The sequence below is a fragment of the Methyloterricola oryzae genome, assembly GCF_000934725.1.
GTDB lineage: Bacteria > Pseudomonadota > Gammaproteobacteria > Methylococcales > Methylococcaceae > Methyloterricola > Methyloterricola oryzae.
Map to the genome: position 1 here is coordinate 867,054 of NZ_JYNS01000001.1, position 19,019 is coordinate 886,072.

Consider the following 19,019-nt stretch of genomic DNA (forward strand, 5'->3'; position numbering starts at 1 on the left):
CTTTTATCGCGGCCAGCGCTCCGCTCGCCACAGCGGTCAGGGCGGCAAAGCGGGCTTGATGTCACGCGCTCGCATTAGCGGCTCCGCTTTATGTAAATATTCACATTTTCCCTGTGAAAAAGTACCCGTTTTTGCGGCTTCCACATCACTGCCATCGCAGTAAACTTATGCAACAGGCCGCACTATAACAATATTGCTTACTTTGACGCGCTTTCGCCATGGGATCTGATAAACCCCCAACACCTGGCTCACGTACCTTGAGAGAGTCCGATGCCTCCAGCGCAGACGCAGGAGCGCCAGGCTCCAGGGAGTTAGAGACAGAATCGAGCGATCAAAATCTGATCGAATGCGATGCGCGAATTGAAGCCTTAATGAAGGAGGACCAATTCAGGGACGAGTTCCTCGCGACTCTGGCGCATGAACTTCGAAACTTCATCGCCCCGCAGTACAACAGCATCAAGGTCTTGCGGCTGTCCAATGGCGACACGAAAATCATAGAGCGGGCGCTGGCGATCATGGAGCGTCAGGACCGGCAGATGGTCAGATTGCTGGACGATATCCTCGACCTTAGCCATATCCGTCGAGGCAGCCTCAAACTTCAAAAAACAGCCATCGATCTGTCCAAGCTTGTGAAGGAGGTCTTGGACGCCAATCACTGTCTGATCGAAGAGGCGGGCCACACAGTAAGTACCCAAATTCCGGATGAACCGGTGTTCGTTTTCGGCGATCCGGTTCGCCTTGAACAGGTGATCTCCAATCTCATCAGTAACGCAGTAAAATTCACGCCGCGTGCAGGCCTCATCGAAGTTTGCCTGACACCCGCTGAGGAGCTGGCAGTGTTCCGCGTCAGTGATAGTGGCGTAGGCATTCCATGCGAAATTCTCGACAAGGTCTTTGACCTGTATTTCCAAGGAGACGCACCCAACGCGCTAGGCAGGCGCGGTCTGGGAATTGGCCTGAATTTGACCAGACGCCTGGTGGAACTGCATGGAGGACACATTGAAGCCAATAACCATAAGACCAAAGCGGGCATGGAATTTATCGTCAGCCTACCGATCTTCGATGGCCATGTCGTCCCATCAGAAACATGTTCGGAGTCAGATGACAGTGACGCTAGGCATCGCACTCACCGTGTGCTGATCGCCGACGACAACGAGGATTTCGTCGAAAGCCTCGGCCTCATTCTCGAACTTTTAGGACAAGAAGTTTGCCGCACTCACGGTGGATTAGACGCCCTGGAGAATTGCACATCGTTTCACCCCGATCTCATCTTGCTCAATATTGGCATGCCAGATCTCAACGGCTACGAAACCTGCCGGCGAATGCGCGCACAGATTTCGGGTGAACAGGCGATGATTGTGGCAATTACCGGGTTGGCACGGTCAACGGACAAGATGAAATCCAAGGCGGCAGGCTTTGACCGTCATCTGGTCAAGCCGGTTGATCCGGAGGAAATCAAAGGGTTGCTGGAAAGTCTGGCGTGATGACGCGCCGAACCAATGCCGCTTGAGACTGTTCCCCGCACCGCGCAAAACCCAGATTCAAGGGAAGAGACCAGCGCTGTAAGTTAATCACTTCGTGCCATTAACCCGCCCCTTAGTGGCCGGGTTAATGCGGGGCAAAGATGCCCAGGCGCTGCCACTGGCCAAGTCAGCCAGGGTTGGGCGAGTACCGATCTTGGCGCCGGCCCGAAATACCAGGCGGGTATTTTTGGGCCTGATCAATAATTCACACCCGCCTTGCCGTCAGGAAGGGCAGGACCACCCCGCAAAGCAAAACCAGCCCGCACCCCACCAACGCGTTCGACCCTGGTGTGCGCGAGAACAGCAGAATGCTCCATAAAAGGCTCAAGACGGGAGAGAGATAGCCGACCGCGCTGACCAAGGCAGCAGGCGCCAATTGGTAGGCGCGGGTCATGTAATGCTGCGCGCCGCTGGCGGAGATGCCTCCCAGCAACATGATCAGCCACACGTCCGCACTGTCGGGCAGCACAAACCCCGCATAGGCGAAATAGGCCAGGTGCAGCGCAACCGCCACGATGCAGAAATAGAAGATGACACTTTGCGGCGGATTGCTGCGCCCCGCGCGGGCGACCATCAGGTAGGCCAAAGCGGCGAGAAAGCCGGATCCCAGGGCCAGGGCTCTGCCGACCAGATCGGCCTGGTCGCGCTCCTCCGGCTTCAACAACAAAAACAAGCCGGCGAATGCCCCGACTATGGCGAACCACACCACGCCGCTATTGCGCTGGCCGAGGGTCCAGGGGCTAAGCAGGACCACGAACACGCCGCTGCTGGCGCCGATAAACGTGCTCTCGCCGGGGCCGATGCGCTGAATGGAGAAAAATGACAGCATCAGCGCGGAGGCACCAAACAGCCCACGTAGCCAGAGCGACGCCCGGCCGTCGCCGAACAGGTCGCGAATCCGCCCGGACAACAGCGCTGGCGCCATCAGCACGGCCAGATTCACCATGACCCGCACGAAGCTGACCACGGTGGAGGGCAGCGACGGCTGGCACAGGGCCGCCGCGTAGACGCAGACCGTCATGATGGAGAACAGCAGGCAGGCGGCCAGCATGCAGGCCAGGCCGCGCCGCTTGTCGGAGCCACGCGCCGGGGATGCGTCGACCTGCCTCGTCCGGGCTTTCCTCACTCGCGGGTGATGAAAGCCAACTTGGTGATGCCAGCGCGGTGGGTCATGGCCATGGCCTCGGCGACGCGGCCATAAGACACGGCCTCATCCGCCTGGAACTGCACGATCAGTTCAGGGTCTGCCTGCAACAGGCTTCTGAGTTGGGCCTCCAAGGTCTGTGGCTGCTGCGGCTGGTCGTTCAGGGTAATGGCGCCCTGGGCGTCGATGGCGACGGTGGCCACATGTTCGTCGGGCGTCGGATCGGTCTTCTCCGTCTTGGGCAGATCCACCCGCACAGCCTGGGTGAGCAACGGCGCGGTGACGATGAAGACCACCAGCAGCACCAGCATCACGTCAACCAAAGGCGTCACATTGATTTCGCTCATGGCCTCGCGGTCGGAAGAATCGGTCTTGAAGGCCATCTCAGTCGCTCCCGGTGTTCTTAATGCCAGTCTTGACCGCCAGGTTGAGGAAATCGGTGGCGAAATCCTCCAGCTCGGACTCGCACAGTTTGATCCGGCGCAGGAAGAAGTTGTAAGCCAGCACGGCCGGAATGGCGGCGGCAATGCCGATGGCGGTGGCGATCAGCGCTTCGCCGATGGGGCCTGCCACGACGTCAAGGCTGGCGGACTTGGCCTGGCTGATGTCCTTGAGCGCGTGCATGATGCCCCAGACCGTGCCGAACAAGCCGACAAATGGCGAGGTGCTGCCGATGCTGGCGAGCATGGAAAGGCCCTGCTCCAGCACCTTGCGTTCCTTGCTGATCTGCTGGCGGAGGGAACGCTCCAGGATGGACTGAATATCACCGCTCAGTTCCAGCAGGCGCGAGGTGTTGCTGCGCATCTCGCCGAGCACGGAAAAGCCCGCCCCGGCGATTCGGCCCCAGGCACTGTCTTGGTGCTCCAGGTGCGCCGCAGCCTCCAGATCGGTCGCGCCCCAGAAAGCTTCCCCGTAACCGCGGTTGCCCTGGCCTATACGCCAAAGGGACCAGGTCTTGAAGAAAATGATGCCCCAGGTGATGACGGAAAAGGCGATGAGGACCCAAAGGGTGATCTGCACGATATTTCCGGCGGAAACTTCGATCATGTTCGATTCCTTGTCAGTGCTTGAGTTTGTATTCGATGGGCACAATGACCCAACTGGCGACAGCCTGGTCACCGCGGCGCGCAGGCAGGAAATGCCATTCCTTGACCTGGTCGACGGTGGCATTGTCGAGGATCTCGTGGCCACTGCTGCTCTCGATGCGGATTTCACCCGCCGAACCGCTGGGGAGCACCTGCACCCGCAGCACCACCCGCCCTTCCCAGCGCCGCTCCAAGGCCACCGGCGGGTAACGGGTCGGCGGATTCTTCAGCGAGGCATCCTTATAGCTGGCCGCGACAAAGGGCTGTGGCGCAGGCGCTTGCGGTTTTGCGGCAACCGAGGCCGGAGCCGTCTCCGCAGCCGGGGGAACTGGCGGCGCAGGCGCTTTGACTTCCTCGCGGACAGGCTCCGGCCGAGGTTGCTTCTTCTCCACCGGCTTCGGTTTAGGCTTGTCCGGCTTCTTGGGGGCCGGCTTCTCCGGTGGTTTTTCCGGTTTTGGCGGAGGTGGGGGCGGCGGCTTCACCACCGGCTGCGGCGGTGTTGGCGCAACGGCCGGAGGCGCGGCCACCAGGGCCACCTCGATCACTTGCGCAGGCGTTATGGGCGGCTGAGGCTGCGGCCGTTCCGCGGACCAGAGCGTCCAGAACAACGCGTGCAGCACCACTGAAACGGCAATGCCGATGGCAGGAGCGCGCAGTGATTGCGTAAGCGGAGGCTCGTTGAACGACGAAAGCTTCATGGGGAATTAACAGGATCCGTTCCAGACCGGCGTCGTCGCTCGCGCGGACCCGGTTGCCCGCCGCCGGACAGGGCCCTGCCAAGCGGGGTTATATTATAACCATTTGAAGCGACAACGCTCCCTCCTTCACCGCCCTTTGCGCTGCAATCCGGCCGCCAGACGTTCCAGGCGATGCTGCAAAGCCAGCAGCAGGGCAATCAGACCGGCGCGCAGGCGCAGCGCCGCAGCCTGTGCGATTGGCCCCAACCGGATGGCCATATCCCGGAGAACCCCTGGCCCTCGCCAGGATGCTTCCGGCCAGTTCGTCGGACGGTCAGCAATCCAGCCGCACCTATGCAGCCAGCGCAGCAGCCCGGTCACATAAAGCAGCAGGGGAATGCCGCCGGCGAAGAACCAGGCAAGCCGTCCACCACCGCCATAAGCTTCGCCCGTGTGCAAAGGCCACAACCATGCGAGGAAAGTCTGCCCGGCCGAGAACTGGTTTGGGTTGCGCACATCCAGAATCTGGCCGCTCCAGCGGTCCACCCACACGGTCGTGAACGGGTGACGCTGGTTGATCTCATCCCGCTGCCGCAGGTTCACGCGATAGCTGCCGGTCTCGCCGGCGGGCTGGGTGATGCGGCGCACCTGTGCATGAGGAAACAGCCCGCGGGCGATCACCACGGCCTCACTGAGACTGACCGGATGATCGTTGGGAACGGCAGTGCTGCGGACCTCCCGCCCCTCGTTGCCATGCGCCATGGCGGTGTCGCCGATGACGCCTTCTGCCAACTCGGGAAAAGCCAGGTTGAATCCGGTGGCAGCCATGAGCAGCAGCCATGCGGCGGCAAGCAGACCAATGCCCCGATGCAGGTCCAGCGCCAACCGCATCAGCCCATGCGTGCGGCGCAGGCGGAAGGCCTGCTTCAAACTACGCAGCCCCGGCCACCACAGGTACAGGCCACTCGCCGCCGACAGCATCAGCAGCAGCCCCAGCATCCCCACCAGGCTCCGCCCGCCGCGGCCTGCGAGCAGCTGCGTGTGCAGGTCCGCAAGCCAGGAACTCACCGTCTCGCCCCAGATGCGGCTGGCCAGCACCTCGCCCGTATAGGGATTCACCGAGACCATCAGCGGAGCGTAATAGCGATCCGCAGTTTCCTCGGGCCTCGCATACCACGCGGTGACCGGCCAATCTGGCCGGTCCGGCAATTCCAGAGTCCAGGGCGCATAGCGCTTGGGATGGGCCTGCTCGACCGCCCGCATGATCTGCTCCAAGGACAGCATGTGGCGGCTGGGCTCGTCCTCCAGACTGAAGCTTGGACCGAGTAGGCCATCCAACTCCTCACGGTACACAGACAGGCTGCCGCTCAACCCCAGCACGACATACAGCAATCCGGCGGCTAGCGCGAGAACGGTGTGAGCTTGAAGCCAGAAGTTGCGGGAGGGCAGGCGTAGCGAGCGAATGCGCATGGTCGCGTTGAAGGCGGAGCAAAAAGGCCATTATCGCAGACTTGGCGCATGCCCCGCCTGTTGCGAGACAGACATGCCTGCTGCCAAGCAAAAGCCGCACAAATTACACGATTATTGGGGGAGTTGCCCCAGCCTCAAATCGGACTACCCTTCAAAAGTGGTCAGACCGGGCGCCCCCCGACCCGGCTGTATGCCGCGTCACGCAAGGCTTCCCGCTACGATGCCCGGTGCACCGGCGATCCTCTTAAACCTCCGGCATGCTTTTTTCATCGTGAAATTTGCTTCTTTACCCGTCAACTTCAAGCGGGGGAAGGATCTTGCACATTTACTTTCAACAGGAGATTGACAGCCATGCTGATGGGTTCATTTTCGACATTCACTCTGGTCGCCGTCATGGGTCTTTTTATGCTGCGCGATGCTTGGAAGGGCAATGCCATCGAACCGTTCTACCCGGTTCTGCACGCCGTGGCGGCCCTGGTCGGCTCGGCCATGGTCATTTTCCTCGCCCTGGATGGCGACACCCGGCTCTACGCCAACATCGGCATGGCCGTGGTCATCATTCTGCTTGGCGTCGTCATGGGCCTCGCCAGCAAGAGGGGCAAACGGGTACCCAAGTCCGTTCTTGTCATGCACATGGGGCTGGCTGTTGCGTGCTACGGACTGCTGGGGTATTTCGCAGTGATGCCGCACTGACGCCCGAGCGCCGCCCTGAGGGGTTTATGTCACGCACGGTGCGACGGGGCCGACATGGCCCCGTTGTCATTTCCACCGCCAAGACCAAAACGCTTGAGGGACGGATGCCTCGCTTCAAGAACTGACGTGGTGGGGCATGGCGGGGACGAGAGGCTTGCCTCTTCCCCCTGGACATGATCGCCTTAAGCAAGGGTTCTACAATTTCACTCAAATCATTTCAAGACATCGCATTCGGCGACACGCGCCATCACCGACTGGCAGTATCGTGTTCCGTTCCGCCAACCCGCTACTGGTGCTGAAGCCAGCCTGTGGTCAGTTTGCCGTATAATGCGCGTTTAACTCAGCGAGTACGGCATGACTGATATCCCCTCTTGCCCACAGTGCGGCCAGGACAATACCTACCCCGACGGCGACAACTATGTTTGCGCCGATTGCGGCCATGAATGGTCCATCCAGGCGAAGGACGAAACCGCCGAGGAAGGCGGAGCGGTCGTCAGGGACGCTTACGGCAATGCTCTGCAGGATGGCGACTCGGTCGTATTGATCAAGGACCTGAAAGTCAAAGGCTCATCCATTACCCTCAAAATGGGCACCAAGGTGAAGAGCATCCGCCTGGTGGGGGGCGATCATGAGGTGGATTGCAAGATGGACGCCGGCAGTTTCATGCTCAAGGCCTGCTTTCTGAAGAAGGCCTGAGCCCCCGCCCCCACGCGGCGAGGGTTTTCAAGACCGCAGCCTTCGGATTTTCGGGGCAAGACCCCGAAAGTCTGGAACTCGATACCGAATAGCGGATCTTGCCTGGCTCAATTTGCGCGAGTCAGGCCGCCACGGCGCGGCGTCGAGCGAAGCGCATCAGCCCCACCAGCGCGGATCCCAGCAGCACGAGCGAACCTGGCACGGGCACAACCGCGGTGCCCGCGACTTTGACATTGTCGATGCCCACGGCGGAATTGAAGCCCGCGCCTTTCTCATTCAAAACGAAGCTCAGCACATAGGTGGCTCCGGGCACCAAATCCAGCAACTGGGCGCTGAAGTCACCGCTCAACTGGCCGGTTCGCGCCGTCCCCAGGGATGCGGCGAAGAGGTTATACGTCTTCAGCACCGCCTGCGAGTTCGGATTGATCCGGCTCAGAACGACACTGAAATCATCGTCCGCAGCGTTCACCGGAGCATTTTCGGCCACCACGCCATCGAAGGCGTAACGGAAGCTCACGCTAAGGTCCAAAGATTGAATTTCGCTGCCTCCCGATCTTCGCGGCAATCTGAACTGCTGCGAGAGGGAAAAGATACCCTGGTCTGGCCCTCCGCCGATCGCGCCGGCTTCATCACCCAGCACGACGAAAGGGCCACTCGTGAAGAAATTGTCAAACGCGTCCGCTTCGTCGAGAGCCGCATCGCCCCTGCGATCGATCCTGTCATCCGCGGCCCGCAGGTTTACCGCCGTGGTATTGGCCGGACCAACCGTCCAATTGGCCAAACTCGGCGTCGCATCCGGGATTGCCTGGAAGCCACCGTTGGCAATCTGATTATTGATCGTTGCGGCGCTCGCGGCCGTGCAGGCCGCGAAAAGTGCGGTCGCTGCGAGAAGGGTTTTACGCATAAGCCTTGATCTCCTTGTCTACCGGACGTTAAGCACACACGGAGATAAGCAGAAACAAAATAAATGCCAGACAGATTAAGGCATTCAGAATCAAGTTGTTAATGAAACACCCATACTGCGCCTGTAAAAAATCCTGACTCCCTAAAAACGGGCGCGCGGTCCTGCAAGCTTTTGACAGCCATGGCTCCCGCCAAACAGAAAGGCAATAACTGATTTTGTATCAGTTACTTGAATCCATATCAGCAGGAAGTCCACCCTTCAAATCCCTTGAGGCATGGCGGGAACCGTCTTAAGTGGCTGCAAGGCCTCTCACCGCGCATTTTAAGCCCATCACTTATGCAGCCCCAGGAAACATCGCCACATACCAAAGAAACGCGTTGGCGATTCATGAGCAGGCTGCTGGTTCCGGGGGATTGACCAGGAAAGGCCTCCATCGGGTTCGTCGCCTCATCCTTCCCAACTTCTTCTCCAACCTCGATATCCGCCGTAGCGCGCGCCCTCCCTGCTTTGTGATCCGGGGCCCACTAGGCCGCCCCGAGTTCCTTGGATTGGCAATGCGCATCACCACGGGCGTGCAGGAAGGGCGACAAACGGCTGGCAGCCATTTTTACACCCCAAATATCAGAGAATCATGATTTTCTACCAAATATATCGTCCATGCGCCCCCATTAATGACATGTGCTTTCACCACGCTCTGAGTGTCAGTATTTTTTACATGCCCGAATCAAAAATCACCATGCATTACAACAACCTATAAAGGCCGCGTTGCTTCTTTAGCCATCTCTGTAACAACCACGAGACAAGTTCGAACCCACTTATAAGCCTTAGACTTATATTCTGCGTCCGACGCAAGGGGCGCCACCATGCCTAATACCCCTTCAAAAATAAGTACATCACTTATCACCACCCCTGCAGCGGCGGCCCCACAAAGCCACTTGGCACGCCCTCTGCTTACTGGTCCCGTGCTGTCGCCCCAGTGCGACAGCACGGCACGAAGCCCGCTGTAAATAAACCCAAAATAAGCCGCGCCAAGGCAACTACGGAGCCCCGGCAGATCAGACGGTAGTCACCAATGCGCAGCGAGCTTCTTCAAGCCTTTCATATTTCATTGGGGATTGGACAGATATGAATAAGACAAGCACTGACGGCTTGTGCCTCACTCATTGGGCGGAGCACACCAGGAATGATTGCAAGGCGATATCGCAGGTATCCGGCCATGCATCTACCACACAAGAGGACGGACAATGACCGGCCGTAAGAATGAAAAACTGAAAACGTACCGGCTAACGGCGCTCATCGCGACCGTCACGCTGCTAGCGGCGGGTGGGGTCGCCATAACCGAGTCCACGCCTGTCGGGCCGACGGACGAGAGCAAAGTGCCGCACTATTTCGGGCCGAATCCGAACTGGGCCAACAGCCCTTTCCGTCTGCCGGATGTCATTGTGAGATTGAACGGCGGCGGCGGCACCGGTGCCACCGCGACAGCAGAGGTTGATCCCCAGAGCGGCGCCATCACTTCGATCACGGTCAAGAAGCCTGGCAGCGGCTATACCTCGGCTCCCACCGTGAAGATCCTTTCGGATCACGGCGCAGGCGCCTTGGCGACGGCGCTGGTGGATACCTCTGGGACGGTGAACGACGTGGTCGTTGCAAAACCCGGTAGCAAGTACAGCGCGCCGGTGGTGAGTTTCACGGGCGGCGGCGCAACGACGCCCGCGACCGGCGTGGTGTCGGGCGGCGTAGACGCCGTGCAGCTCGGACGCAGCGGCACCGGTTACACGGCACCCACCGTGGAATTCGGCTTGCCCGATCAGACCCTGCCGGGCGGCACCAAGGACCAGGCCAGAGGCCATACCGAGACATCGAACGGCGTGATTACGGCCATCGTCGTGGATTATCCCGGATCCGGTTACACCAAGGCGCCGACCGTGACCATCCACGACGGCACGGTCGCCGACCCCATCCAGCATTCCGGCGAGAGCGCCGCGACCGCTACCGCCACCCTGAAGGTCAGTGACGTCAGCCTCACCGATTTTGGCAGCGGCTATACCTCGGCACCGACCGTCACCATCAGCGACAGCAACGGCGGGATCGGCCGGGGCGCCACGGCGACTGCATCGGTAAGCACGGCGGGTTCGGTCACGTCCATTCGGCTCACCAACGGCGGGTCCAACTACATGACCCCCGGCATCCGGAAATTCACCGATGCGCTGCCAGCACTCTGTTACCCTGGCGGCGACCCCCTATCGGGCATAGCGGCCTGCCCGAGCTCCGGCAAGTACATCCCGCTGGCGGTTCCCGAAGAGAAGACCTACAACGGCGTCGCCGCGGACGAATACGTCGTGGGCCTGATCCAGTACCGGACCAATTTCTCCTCCAGCCTGCCGAACACATTGGTGCGCGGTTATGTGCAGATCGAAACGCCGGCAAACGCGGCCATCAGCCAGCATTTCCCGCTGGTCAATGAAATGCTCGACGGATCGCTGCAGCCCGTGAAGATCAATGGCGTGCAGGCCTACGGCGTGACCCGGCCGCAATGGATGGGCCCCACCATCAGCGCGACCAAGAATAAGCCGGTACGCCTGGTATTCCATAACCTGTTGCCCACCGGCGCCGGCGGCGATCTGTTCCTGCCGACCGACAGCAGCCTCATGGGATCAGGCGCGGGCGCCGTCGCGCTGAACGAGCCCACCAACAGCGAATCGGTCATGGATGAGGTCCGCAACCCCATGTGTAACGAGCCGGATAAGGATCGCACCAAGTGCTTTGCCAACAACCGGACAGCCGTGCACCTGCATGGCGGCATCAGCCCCTGGATCAGCGACGGCACGCCACATCAATGGATCACCCCGGCCGGCGAGAACACGCCGTGGCCGCAGGGCGTGAGCGTGAAGAACGTGCCCGACATGGATGTATGCGGTGCCGCCGACGACGGTTGCCAGACCTTCTATTACACCAACCAGCAGTCGGCCCGACTGATGTTTTATCACGATCATGCCTGGGGCACGACGCGTCTGAATGTGTATGCCGGTGTGGCCGCAGGCTATCTGATCAGCGACGATGCCGAGAAGAACCTGATTGCTCAGGGCCTCCTGCCTGGCGCGGCCGATACGATTCCGCTCATCGTTCAGGACCGCACCTTCGTGCCCGAGGACAGCGCCCTGTACAACCAGAAGAACGCCGCGGGCAAGGTGACCAGCTACGGGCAGGATCCCACCTGGGACAAGGCTCACTGGGGCGGCCTGGGGAACTTCTGGTATCACCATGTCTACATGCCCGCGCAAAATCCCGGCGATCCTTCCGGCATGAGCGCATACGGCCGCTGGATGTATGGCGCCTGGTTCTGGCCGCCTGCTTCGGCTCTGAAATATGGCCCCATCGCGAACCCCTACTACGACCCCAATTGCAAGCTGGACGTCAAGGCCACCTGGCAGTACAAGGTGGACCCCTTCTGCGAGCCGCCGCAAATTCCGGGCACGCCGAACATCTCCGTGGGCATGGAGCAGTTCAACGACACGCCCATCGTCAATGGCGTGGCGTACCCGACGGTCACGCTGCAGCCCAAGACCTACCGACTGCGGGTCCTCAACGCGGCCAACGATCGCTTCTTCAATTTCCAGTGGTATGTGGCTGACCCGAACACCGCCAGCACCCAGCTGAACCAGTTCGCCCAGACGATCGGCGGCACCGAGGTGGCGCTGAAAGCCAGCGAACTGGCTGCGGCTCAGGGCAATCCAAACGTCTTTCCAACGCCCGACACCGCCATCAGCGCGCCTGGCCCGGACTGGATTCAAATTGGCAGCGAAGGTGGCTTCCTGCCGTCACCGGCCGTCGTTGACGGTCAGCAGGTGACGACCTGGATCACCGACCCGACCCGTTTTGACGTGCTCAACGTCGATCAGCATTCACTACTGCTGGCGCCCGCCGAGCGCGCCGACGTGCTGGTCGACTTCTCGAAGTTCCGCGGCAAGACGCTCATACTCTACAACGATGCGCCCGCCGCGTTCCCGGCCCGCGTGCCTTCATACGACTATTACACGGGGGGACCGGATTTGCGCCCAGTCGGCGCGCCGACCATCGTGCCCGGCTTCGGCCCCAATACCCGCACGGTCATGCAGGTAAAAATCGCGGACGTGGCACGCGCGCCGGCCTATGACCTGGCGGCGCTGAATGCGGCATTCGCGCACAAACCGGACGGCAGCGGGGTGTTCGAATCCAGTCAGCACCCGATCATTGTGGGCCAGGCGCCTTACAACGCGGCGTATGGAACCAACTTCGTTTCCGCCGGAAACTGCAATGTGGCCAAAAATCCGTCGCCGCAATGCGATGGCCTGGTGCGGGTGGGCGACACCGCAAAGTTCAGCTTCAACACCTTGACCTCGGGCAAATTGACTTTGCCCCTGCAACCCAAGGCCATCCACGATGAGATGAACTCGACGATGTTCGACGAGTTCGGCCGCATGCAGGCCACCCTGGGAATGGAGGCGAGTCCGCCGACACCCGGCTTGCAGAACGTGACCCTGTTCCCCTTCATCAATCCGCCCACCGAGATCATCGATGGCACCCACCTGCCCAAAGCCGTGGTGGCCTATAACGCGATGACCGGCCTGCCCGACAGCGAAGTCAAGGTGGAACCGATCTCGACCGCGGACGATGGATCGCAGATCTGGCGCGTCACCCACAACGGTGTGGACACGCATCCCATCCATTTCCACCTCTACGATGTTCAGGTGTTGAACCGGGTGACCTGGGACGACATCATCATTCCGCCCGACGCCAATGAACTCGGTTGGAAGGACACGGTGCGGATGAGCCCGCTGGAAGACACCATCGTCGCCCTGCGTCCGGTCATCCCGCAACTGCCCTTCGAGTTGCCCAACTCGGTTCGCCCGCTGAACCCGATGATGCCCACGGGCAGCACGGCCTACTTCAACAACGTCGATCCGGCCGGCAACCCGACCGCCAACATCATCAACGAGTACGTCAACTTCGGCTGGGAGTATGTCTTTCATTGCCACATCCTCAGTCATGAGGAGATGGACATGATGCGGCCGGTGTCGGCGGTCGTGCCGCCCCAACAGCCGACCGGGCTCACCGCCCAGGCGGCTCCCACGGACACGGGCGGAACGGTCAGCCTGAGTTGGAGCGACAACTCCATCGCGGATACGGCCTATGTGGTGCAGCGATCGGCGGACAATGGAGTCACCTGGAGCAACGTGACCAGCCTGCCCATGTCGTTCGATCCGGCTGTGCCGGCGAGCGACCCGGCGAGCCCCGGCTACAAGGGCGCCAGGACCTACACCGACTCCACGGTTCAGCAGGGCGCGACCTACCTGTATAAGGTGGTTGCGCAGAACAAGGTGGGATACGGGAAGGAATTCCCGAGCGTGACCGCCAGTTCGTCGACGGACACCACAGCCACCACCGTGCCTGCAGTGCCGCCCGCGGCGCCTTCCAACGCCACCGTGGCTCTGGTGACCACCGCCAACAACACCAGCAACGCACGTGTGACCTTCAAGGACAACGCCGCGAATGAGGCCGGCTTCGTCGTCGAGCGTTCCGAAGACGGTGGCGCCAACTTCGCGCAAATCGGCACGCTCCCGGCGTGGAACAACGCGACGCGGGTGCCTTATGTGGACGCGACCGTGGAGCCCGGCAAAACCTATGTTTATCGGGTCGCCTCGGTCAACGGCGGAGGGATCAAGTCCGACTATGCGCAAACCGGTCCGATCGTCATCCCGGTGCCGGCAGCCCCCGCGGCTCCGAGTGGCCTCGCGCTTGCCTTGCAGGCCGGGCCTCGGGTCAGGGTGTCGTTCACCGATAATGCCTTGGGCGAGGCCGGGTTCATCATCGAGCGCTCGAGCGACGGCGGCGTAAGCTTCACCCCGATCGGCACGGCGCCAGCGCGCAACCTCACCGGCGCGGTGACGTACTTCGACACCGCGATTCAAGGGGGCGCTACCGATATGACCTACCTTTACCGGGTAGCAGCCTACAATGCGGGCGGCAATTCCGCGGCGGCGGGGCCGGTCGGCGTGGTAGTGCCCGCACTGCCAGCGGCGCCGAGCACCTTCGCGGCGGCGGCCGGGGCAACCGCAGGTAGCGTGGCTCTATCCTGGAGCGACAATTCGGCCAACGAGACCGGGTTTACGATCCAGAGGGCAGACGACGCGGCGTTCGCGACCAACCTGGTGAGCGTGAATGTTGCGGCGACTGCCGGCACCGGCGTTCGCACCCGCAACATCACGGGCCTGACGCCAGGCGGGAGCTATTACTTCCGCATTCGCGCCAACAACGGGACGATCATTTTCACGAACTTCGTGAACGCGACACCGTTCCCGGTGCAAGCCAAGTAGGTGCAACGGCCGGATCGGACCTTCCTGCCCGATTCGACCGACCGCCCTCAGGGAAGACTGAAGAACCGTCCCAGTTCCTGCTGGGGCGGTTTTTTTAACAGGCGCTCGCCTCGGGAGCCCATTGAACTTGGAGTAGACATGTTTGAATCAACGATCAGCCGCGTTCAGAACCGCCTGGCAATTCGGGCCGGCGCCGCGTGGCTCATCTGCGCTGCCGCCCTCATACCCGCAGCCGTTTCCGCCGGGGACCGGGCGGCGTCCAATCTGGTGGAACTGGGACGCCGAATTTACGAGGAAGGCATCCTGCCCTCCGGTGCGGCGCTGCAGGGCCAACGCTTCGACGGCTCCCAAGTGACGGGAATCGAAGCGGCCTGCGTGCAGTGCCACCGGCGTAGCGGCATGGGCAGCAAGGAGGGCGATACCCCCGCACCGCCCGTCACCGGCAATTTCCTCTTTGGCCAGGCGCGTCAATCGGTGGTGCTTAGCGACCCACGCTCGCCGAAGAACGTCATCCAGTCGCACACGCCGTACACAGACGCCGCCCTCGCCAAAACCCTCAACCTAGGCATCGATAACCAGGGAAAGACTTTGAATGCCCTGATGCCCCGCTACGCGCTGGATGCGCCGTCCATGAAGGCGCTCACCGCCTATCTACGCCAGTTGTCCATCGCCTATTCGCCCGGCGTGACGGATAGCTCGGTCCGCTTCGCCACAGTCATCACGCCAGGCATCGACCCGCAGAAGCGCGACGTCATGCTGAAGATGATGCAAACCGCTTTTCGCCAGCGCAATGCCAGTCACTCCCTGAAAGGCAAAACAACGCGCGCCCAGGTTCAGGAGGATCGGCGCAGCATGCGTAAATGGGAACTGGTGGTCTGGGAACTTGAGGGGCCCGCCGAGACCTGGAGCCAACAACTGGAGGAACGTTACCGAAAGGAGCCGCCCTTCGCGATGATCTCGGGACTGGCGGCCGGAACCTGGGCGCCGGTCCACGCATTTTGCCAGCGCGAGAAGATTCCCTGCCTGTTTCCCAGCGTTGATCTGCCCGTCGATGACGACGCCTTCTATTCGCTGTATTTCTCCGGGGGCGTCGCCCTGGAGGCCGCCGCGCTCGCCCGGTATCTGATCGAATCGAAAGACCAGCGGCCGCAGCGCCTGGTGCAGTTGCATGGCCGCGATGAAGCCAGTCAAGGCGCAGCCCGGATCTTGCATCAGGCCATGTCGGAAGCTGGGATTCCGGTGGAGGAGCGTCTGTGGGAAGGCGGCCAGACGGCCCCCAGGCAAAGTCCCCTGGAGGGCATCGACAGTCAGTATACCGTGGTGTTCTGGCTGTCTGCGGCAGATCTGAAAAGCGTGGCAAAAGCCACGCCCAAACTTCCGTCATCCGCGCACTACTTTTCGGCAAGCCTAACCGGCGGGGACCCGCAACGCATTCCCGGGGAATGGCAACGGCCGCCGGCCCGCTTGGTCTCTCCCTACGAAACGGGCATTCAGCGGCAGCGCAACACCCGCCTCCTGCACCAGTGGCTGCGGTCCTTCCGCTATCCCTTGGTGGATGAGGTGTTCCAGTCCGAAGTGTTTTTCAACCTGGTTTTTCTCAGCGACATCACGATGCACATGCTGGAAAACTATTACCGAGATTATCTGGTGGAAAGGATCGAGGACATGCTGGGCCAGAGCGCCAACGTCACGGCTTATCCGCGCCTGAGCCTGGGCCAGCACCAGCGCTTTGCCTCGAAAGGTGCCTACATCTGGCGCGCCTTTGAGAGCAAACCTGCGGCCGTCCCGGAGTGGGTAGTCCCCTAATGACTCCCACGAAGCAATTTTTGACCACCCGCTGACTGAACCCGTTGGTAATGGCCTAAAGAGAGGGTAGAACCATCGAAAACCGATTAGATCAGGCTCAACCGATGGCGGTGAGCCTGTGCGCTCGGGCCTGCTAGCGCCTTGATGGGACCAATCCCATTCCCGCCGGAACCCGCATCAGCAGGCTGAGGCCGAACCTGCATTGGCCGCCGCGTAGCACGCGTCTCGCCTCGAATCGCGCGGCTGTCAGCCTGCTCACACCATAAGTACCTTTGAGCTGGAAGATATAAAAATGCTGATGCGTCACGCGACTGGACAATACATCAGCCACTCATAAGCTATCCTCTTACCTTGCTGAACCGCGACCTGCCCTGCGGGAGCCAGTCAATACGGCATGTAAACTTCAAATTATTGAAATAAAGTTAATTTTTTAAATAAGGACTCTAGCAGGAGCCGGATCCACCGCTTGAACTGTCGCCGAAATTTGACACCTGCATACTTTCAGTACAAACTACATTCGTGGTGATTAGTTTCATCACGAACGGTCCCCAGTTTTTGGGGTTCTCACGCGTTAGGGAGGTAACCATTTAGCCCGGCTTAAAAGAGACCCATGGTCTGAGCCAACCTAGGACACATCGGCTTTGTCCCCTTTGCTGCTGATGTGCGCCAAAACGTCCAAAAAGGAGAATCGCTGTATGATTCTTGATGCTATAACCTGTATCGCTCTGGCGGTGTACTATGAAGCCGGATCGAACTATGTTTCTGACCTTGATAAACATTCGGTCGCTTACGCGGTCGACAATAGAAGCGAGCACCGCAACCAGGATCCCTGCAAAGTCGTATCGGCCAAAGGCCAGTTCGACCACCTGACGCATCGATTCCGGGTGCACCGTAGCTCCGACGGCCAGTACCAAATGGGCTTTCGCCCAGATTCCCTTCCCGGCGCGGAGCGTGCCGCTTGGCAACGTTCGCTGGACATCGCAAGGGAAGTCAGGATGCACGAAGTTCCTGATCCCACCAGCGGAGCCGAGTACTTTCATCAGCACCACGTCCATCCCCGTTGGTCGAAAAAGTTCAAAATGACTTTGAAGACCCCGGTGTTCAGGTTCTATCAAGACCGCGAGGCGGCTTGATTTGATCCATCCGTCTTGCCTATAGAAGCTCATCACTCAAAGCCAAGCGCCTAGTCATCTGGACGATTTCGCTTTGCTTGGTGTTCATTGAAGTGGTTTTCGTCCCGGCCAGCACAGCTGGCCGGTGCCGGCGGGCTGCTAAGTCGGCTTGGCCGCGTCCCCGGCTTCCACTGCGTCCCTTTTTCTAAGCCCACGGAATCTTGACCGTGGCCTGCGTATTCGTCCTGCCCGAAAGCTCCCCTCCGCCAACCGCAAGCTTTTTGCGGAACCGGAACGCGTCTATCCCGCCGCCCTGAGGCCATAAAAAGACGGTAAAATGATGGTCTGATATTCAGGCTGGGACACGGCTCTGCACTGAAGCCGGCCCAGACCTAGTCAGTCCAAATTCGCGGCGGAACCGATCGAGAAAGAATTGATGAATGAAGGAACGCTCTTTGTGCTGTCCGCCCCCTCCGGCGCAGGCAAGACCAGTTTGGTGAGAGAACTCAGAAGCCGCACCAAGGGCTTCAGCGTTTCGGTATCCCACACCACCCGCGCACAGCGGCCGGGCGAGCAGCACGGGGTCGATTACTTCTTCGTCTCCCGCGAGACCTTCGAAGCCATGGTTGGACGCCAGGAGTTCCTCGAACATGCCCGCGTGTTCGACAACTGTTATGGGACGGCGCGAGCCACGGTGGATGCCCAACTGGCGTCAGGATCCGACGTCCTGCTGGAAATCGATTGGCAGGGCGCGCGCCAGGTCAAGCAACTGATCCCTCGGTGCCAGTCCATCTTTGTATTGCCGCCATCCAGAGAGGCCTTGCAGCAGCGACTGCAGGGGCGGGGGCAGGATGACGCCGCAACCATCGCCAGGCGCATGCGCGAAGCCGTGGCGGAAATGTCCCACTACGCTGAATACGACTATCTGGTTGTGAACGATGACTTCGAAACGGCGCTGCAAGAAATACTCAGCATCGTTGTCTCCACACGCCTTCAGACCCAGCGCCAGGCGAGCCGAAATCGAGCGCTTCTAAGGAGCCTACTGGTTGACTGAGCCGCGATCGCGGCGACCGCCAGATAAGGTGAGGATGTGGATTTAGGGGCAATAGAATGAACGGGCGCCTGAGGCGCCCGTTCAAAAACGCTTACTCGAGGTTGGCGTGGCGGGTCCGCATCTCTTCCTCGGGAATTCCCTTCTCGTGGATGATGTGCGAAATGGTCGCCTCCAGGAAGAACAGCGTCGACAGCTCGAAGGTCGTGCCCATGGGCATGCCGACCACCTTGCCGTACAACTCCGGCGTCCCGATCTGGAACACCTCGTCCGCCATGTCCGCCATGGTCGAACTCTTCTTGGTCGAGATCACCGCAATCTTCGCGCCCTGCTGCTTCGCCTTCTTGGTGAAGGCCAGCATCGTCTCCGTCTCCCCAGAGCCCGAAATCACGATGAACAGATCACCCTCGCGGATGCTCGGCGTCACGATCTCGCCCACCACGAACGTCTCGTAGCCACCGTGCATCAGACGCATCGCGAAGAACCGCGAGATCAGACCCGA

Annotated in this window: 14 protein-coding genes; 7 read left to right on the forward strand and 7 right to left on the reverse strand. The window is 60.6% G+C overall.

The features are described from left to right. Positions 1–218 precede the first annotated feature (218 nt). Positions 219–1,484 carry a hybrid sensor histidine kinase/response regulator gene (locus tag EK23_RS03810; RefSeq protein WP_082053899.1) on the forward strand — a complete coding sequence of 422 codons (1,266 nt, stop codon included), beginning with the start codon at positions 219–221 and terminating at the stop codon, positions 1,482–1,484. Between the two features lie 244 nt (positions 1,485–1,728). Here EK23_RS03810 and EK23_RS03815 read toward each other — a convergent pair whose 3' ends face one another. The 5 genes from EK23_RS03815 to EK23_RS03835 all read right to left on the reverse strand — a co-directional run bounded on the left by EK23_RS03815 (position 1,729) and on the right by EK23_RS03835 (position 5,899). Next, a complete protein-coding gene (locus EK23_RS03815) occupies positions 1,729–2,649 on the reverse strand; it encodes a DMT family transporter (protein ID WP_235281895.1) in 921 nt (306 codons plus the stop codon). Beyond that, positions 2,646–3,050 (reverse strand): ExbD/TolR family protein, encoded by a 405-nt coding sequence (locus EK23_RS03820; protein WP_045223851.1) that lies wholly within the window; start codon positions 3,048–3,050, stop codon positions 2,646–2,648. The genes EK23_RS03815 and EK23_RS03820 overlap by 4 nt, the downstream gene beginning before the upstream one ends. A gap of 1 nt (position 3,051) precedes the next feature. Next, on the reverse strand, positions 3,052–3,714 hold the full coding sequence (locus EK23_RS03825) for a MotA/TolQ/ExbB proton channel family protein (protein ID WP_045223852.1): 663 nt from the start codon (positions 3,712–3,714) through the stop codon (positions 3,052–3,054). A gap of 13 nt (positions 3,715–3,727) precedes the next feature. Next, positions 3,728–4,450: an energy transducer TonB gene (locus EK23_RS03830; protein ID WP_045223853.1), complete on the reverse strand. Its 723-nt coding sequence runs from the start codon at positions 4,448–4,450 to the stop codon at positions 3,728–3,730. Positions 4,451–4,576: 126 nt separating this feature from the next. Continuing rightward, a complete protein-coding gene (locus EK23_RS03835; RefSeq protein ID WP_045223854.1) occupies positions 4,577–5,899 on the reverse strand; it encodes a PepSY-associated TM helix domain-containing protein in 1,323 nt (440 codons plus the stop codon). A 351-nt stretch (positions 5,900–6,250) separates the two neighbouring features. On the opposite strand from EK23_RS03835, the gene EK23_RS03840 reads away from it, so the two are divergent. Beyond that, on the forward strand, positions 6,251–6,592 hold the full coding sequence (locus tag EK23_RS03840) for a hypothetical protein (protein WP_045223855.1): 342 nt from the start codon (positions 6,251–6,253) through the stop codon (positions 6,590–6,592). Positions 6,593–6,946: 354 nt separating this feature from the next. Further along, the gene (locus tag EK23_RS03845; RefSeq protein ID WP_045223856.1) at positions 6,947–7,288 is read left to right on the forward strand and encodes a zinc ribbon domain-containing protein YjdM; all 342 of its coding nucleotides are present in this window, start codon (positions 6,947–6,949) and stop codon (positions 7,286–7,288) included. A gap of 121 nt (positions 7,289–7,409) precedes the next feature. Here the strand turns inward: EK23_RS03845 and EK23_RS03850 are convergent, their stop codons facing one another. Then, the gene (locus tag EK23_RS03850; RefSeq protein ID WP_045223857.1) at positions 7,410–8,192 is read right to left on the reverse strand and encodes a hypothetical protein; all 783 of its coding nucleotides are present in this window, start codon (positions 8,190–8,192) and stop codon (positions 7,410–7,412) included. Between the two features lie 1,244 nt (positions 8,193–9,436). Between EK23_RS03850 and EK23_RS03855 the strand changes: the two genes are divergently transcribed. The 4 genes from EK23_RS03855 (at position 9,437) to gmk (ending at position 18,520) form a co-directional block, all read left to right on the forward strand. Further along, positions 9,437–14,548 carry a fibronectin type III domain-containing protein gene (locus EK23_RS03855; RefSeq protein WP_082053900.1) on the forward strand — a complete coding sequence of 1,704 codons (5,112 nt, stop codon included), beginning with the start codon at positions 9,437–9,439 and terminating at the stop codon, positions 14,546–14,548. 138 nt (positions 14,549–14,686) lie between these two features. After that, positions 14,687–16,354, forward strand: a complete 1,668-nt coding sequence (locus EK23_RS03860; protein WP_045223858.1) for a hypothetical protein — start codon at positions 14,687–14,689, stop codon at positions 16,352–16,354. 695 nt (positions 16,355–17,049) lie between these two features. Next, positions 17,050–17,487, forward strand: a complete 438-nt coding sequence (locus EK23_RS21475) for a cell wall hydrolase (RefSeq protein ID WP_052807895.1) — start codon at positions 17,050–17,052, stop codon at positions 17,485–17,487. A gap of 415 nt (positions 17,488–17,902) precedes the next feature. After that, positions 17,903–18,520: a guanylate kinase gene (gmk, locus tag EK23_RS03870; RefSeq protein WP_045223859.1), complete on the forward strand. Its 618-nt coding sequence runs from the start codon at positions 17,903–17,905 to the stop codon at positions 18,518–18,520. A gap of 91 nt (positions 18,521–18,611) precedes the next feature. On the opposite strand, the gene hxlB is transcribed toward gmk, so the two are convergent. Then, the coding region (gene hxlB, locus EK23_RS03875; protein ID WP_045224021.1) for a 6-phospho-3-hexuloisomerase at positions 18,612–19,019 on the reverse strand (408 nt) is incomplete at its 5' end.

Excerpts from the sequence above, each read along its gene's own strand:
- EK23_RS21475 (WP_052807895.1), top strand. The coding sequence starts at position 17,050 with ATGATTCTTGATGCTATAACCTGTATCGCTCTGGCGGTGTACTATGAA.
- EK23_RS03830 (WP_045223853.1), bottom strand. The coding sequence starts at position 4,450 with ATGAAGCTTTCGTCGTTCAACGAGCCTCCGCTTACGCAATCACTGCGC.
- gmk (WP_045223859.1), top strand. The coding sequence starts at position 17,903 with ATGAATGAAGGAACGCTCTTTGTGCTGTCCGCCCCCTCCGGCGCAGGC.
- EK23_RS03860 (WP_045223858.1), top strand. The coding sequence starts at position 14,687 with ATGTTTGAATCAACGATCAGCCGCGTTCAGAACCGCCTGGCAATTCGG.
- EK23_RS03850 (WP_045223857.1), bottom strand. The coding sequence starts at position 8,192 with ATGCGTAAAACCCTTCTCGCAGCGACCGCACTTTTCGCGGCCTGCACG.
- EK23_RS03855 (WP_082053900.1), top strand. The coding sequence starts at position 9,437 with ATGACCGGCCGTAAGAATGAAAAACTGAAAACGTACCGGCTAACGGCG.
- EK23_RS03840 (WP_045223855.1), top strand. The coding sequence starts at position 6,251 with ATGCTGATGGGTTCATTTTCGACATTCACTCTGGTCGCCGTCATGGGT.
- EK23_RS03820 (WP_045223851.1), bottom strand. The coding sequence starts at position 3,050 with ATGGCCTTCAAGACCGATTCTTCCGACCGCGAGGCCATGAGCGAAATC.
- EK23_RS03835 (WP_045223854.1), bottom strand. The coding sequence starts at position 5,899 with ATGCGCATTCGCTCGCTACGCCTGCCCTCCCGCAACTTCTGGCTTCAA.
- EK23_RS03825 (WP_045223852.1), bottom strand. The coding sequence starts at position 3,714 with ATGATCGAAGTTTCCGCCGGAAATATCGTGCAGATCACCCTTTGGGTC.
- EK23_RS03845 (WP_045223856.1), top strand. The coding sequence starts at position 6,947 with ATGACTGATATCCCCTCTTGCCCACAGTGCGGCCAGGACAATACCTAC.
- EK23_RS03810 (WP_082053899.1), top strand. The coding sequence starts at position 219 with ATGGGATCTGATAAACCCCCAACACCTGGCTCACGTACCTTGAGAGAG.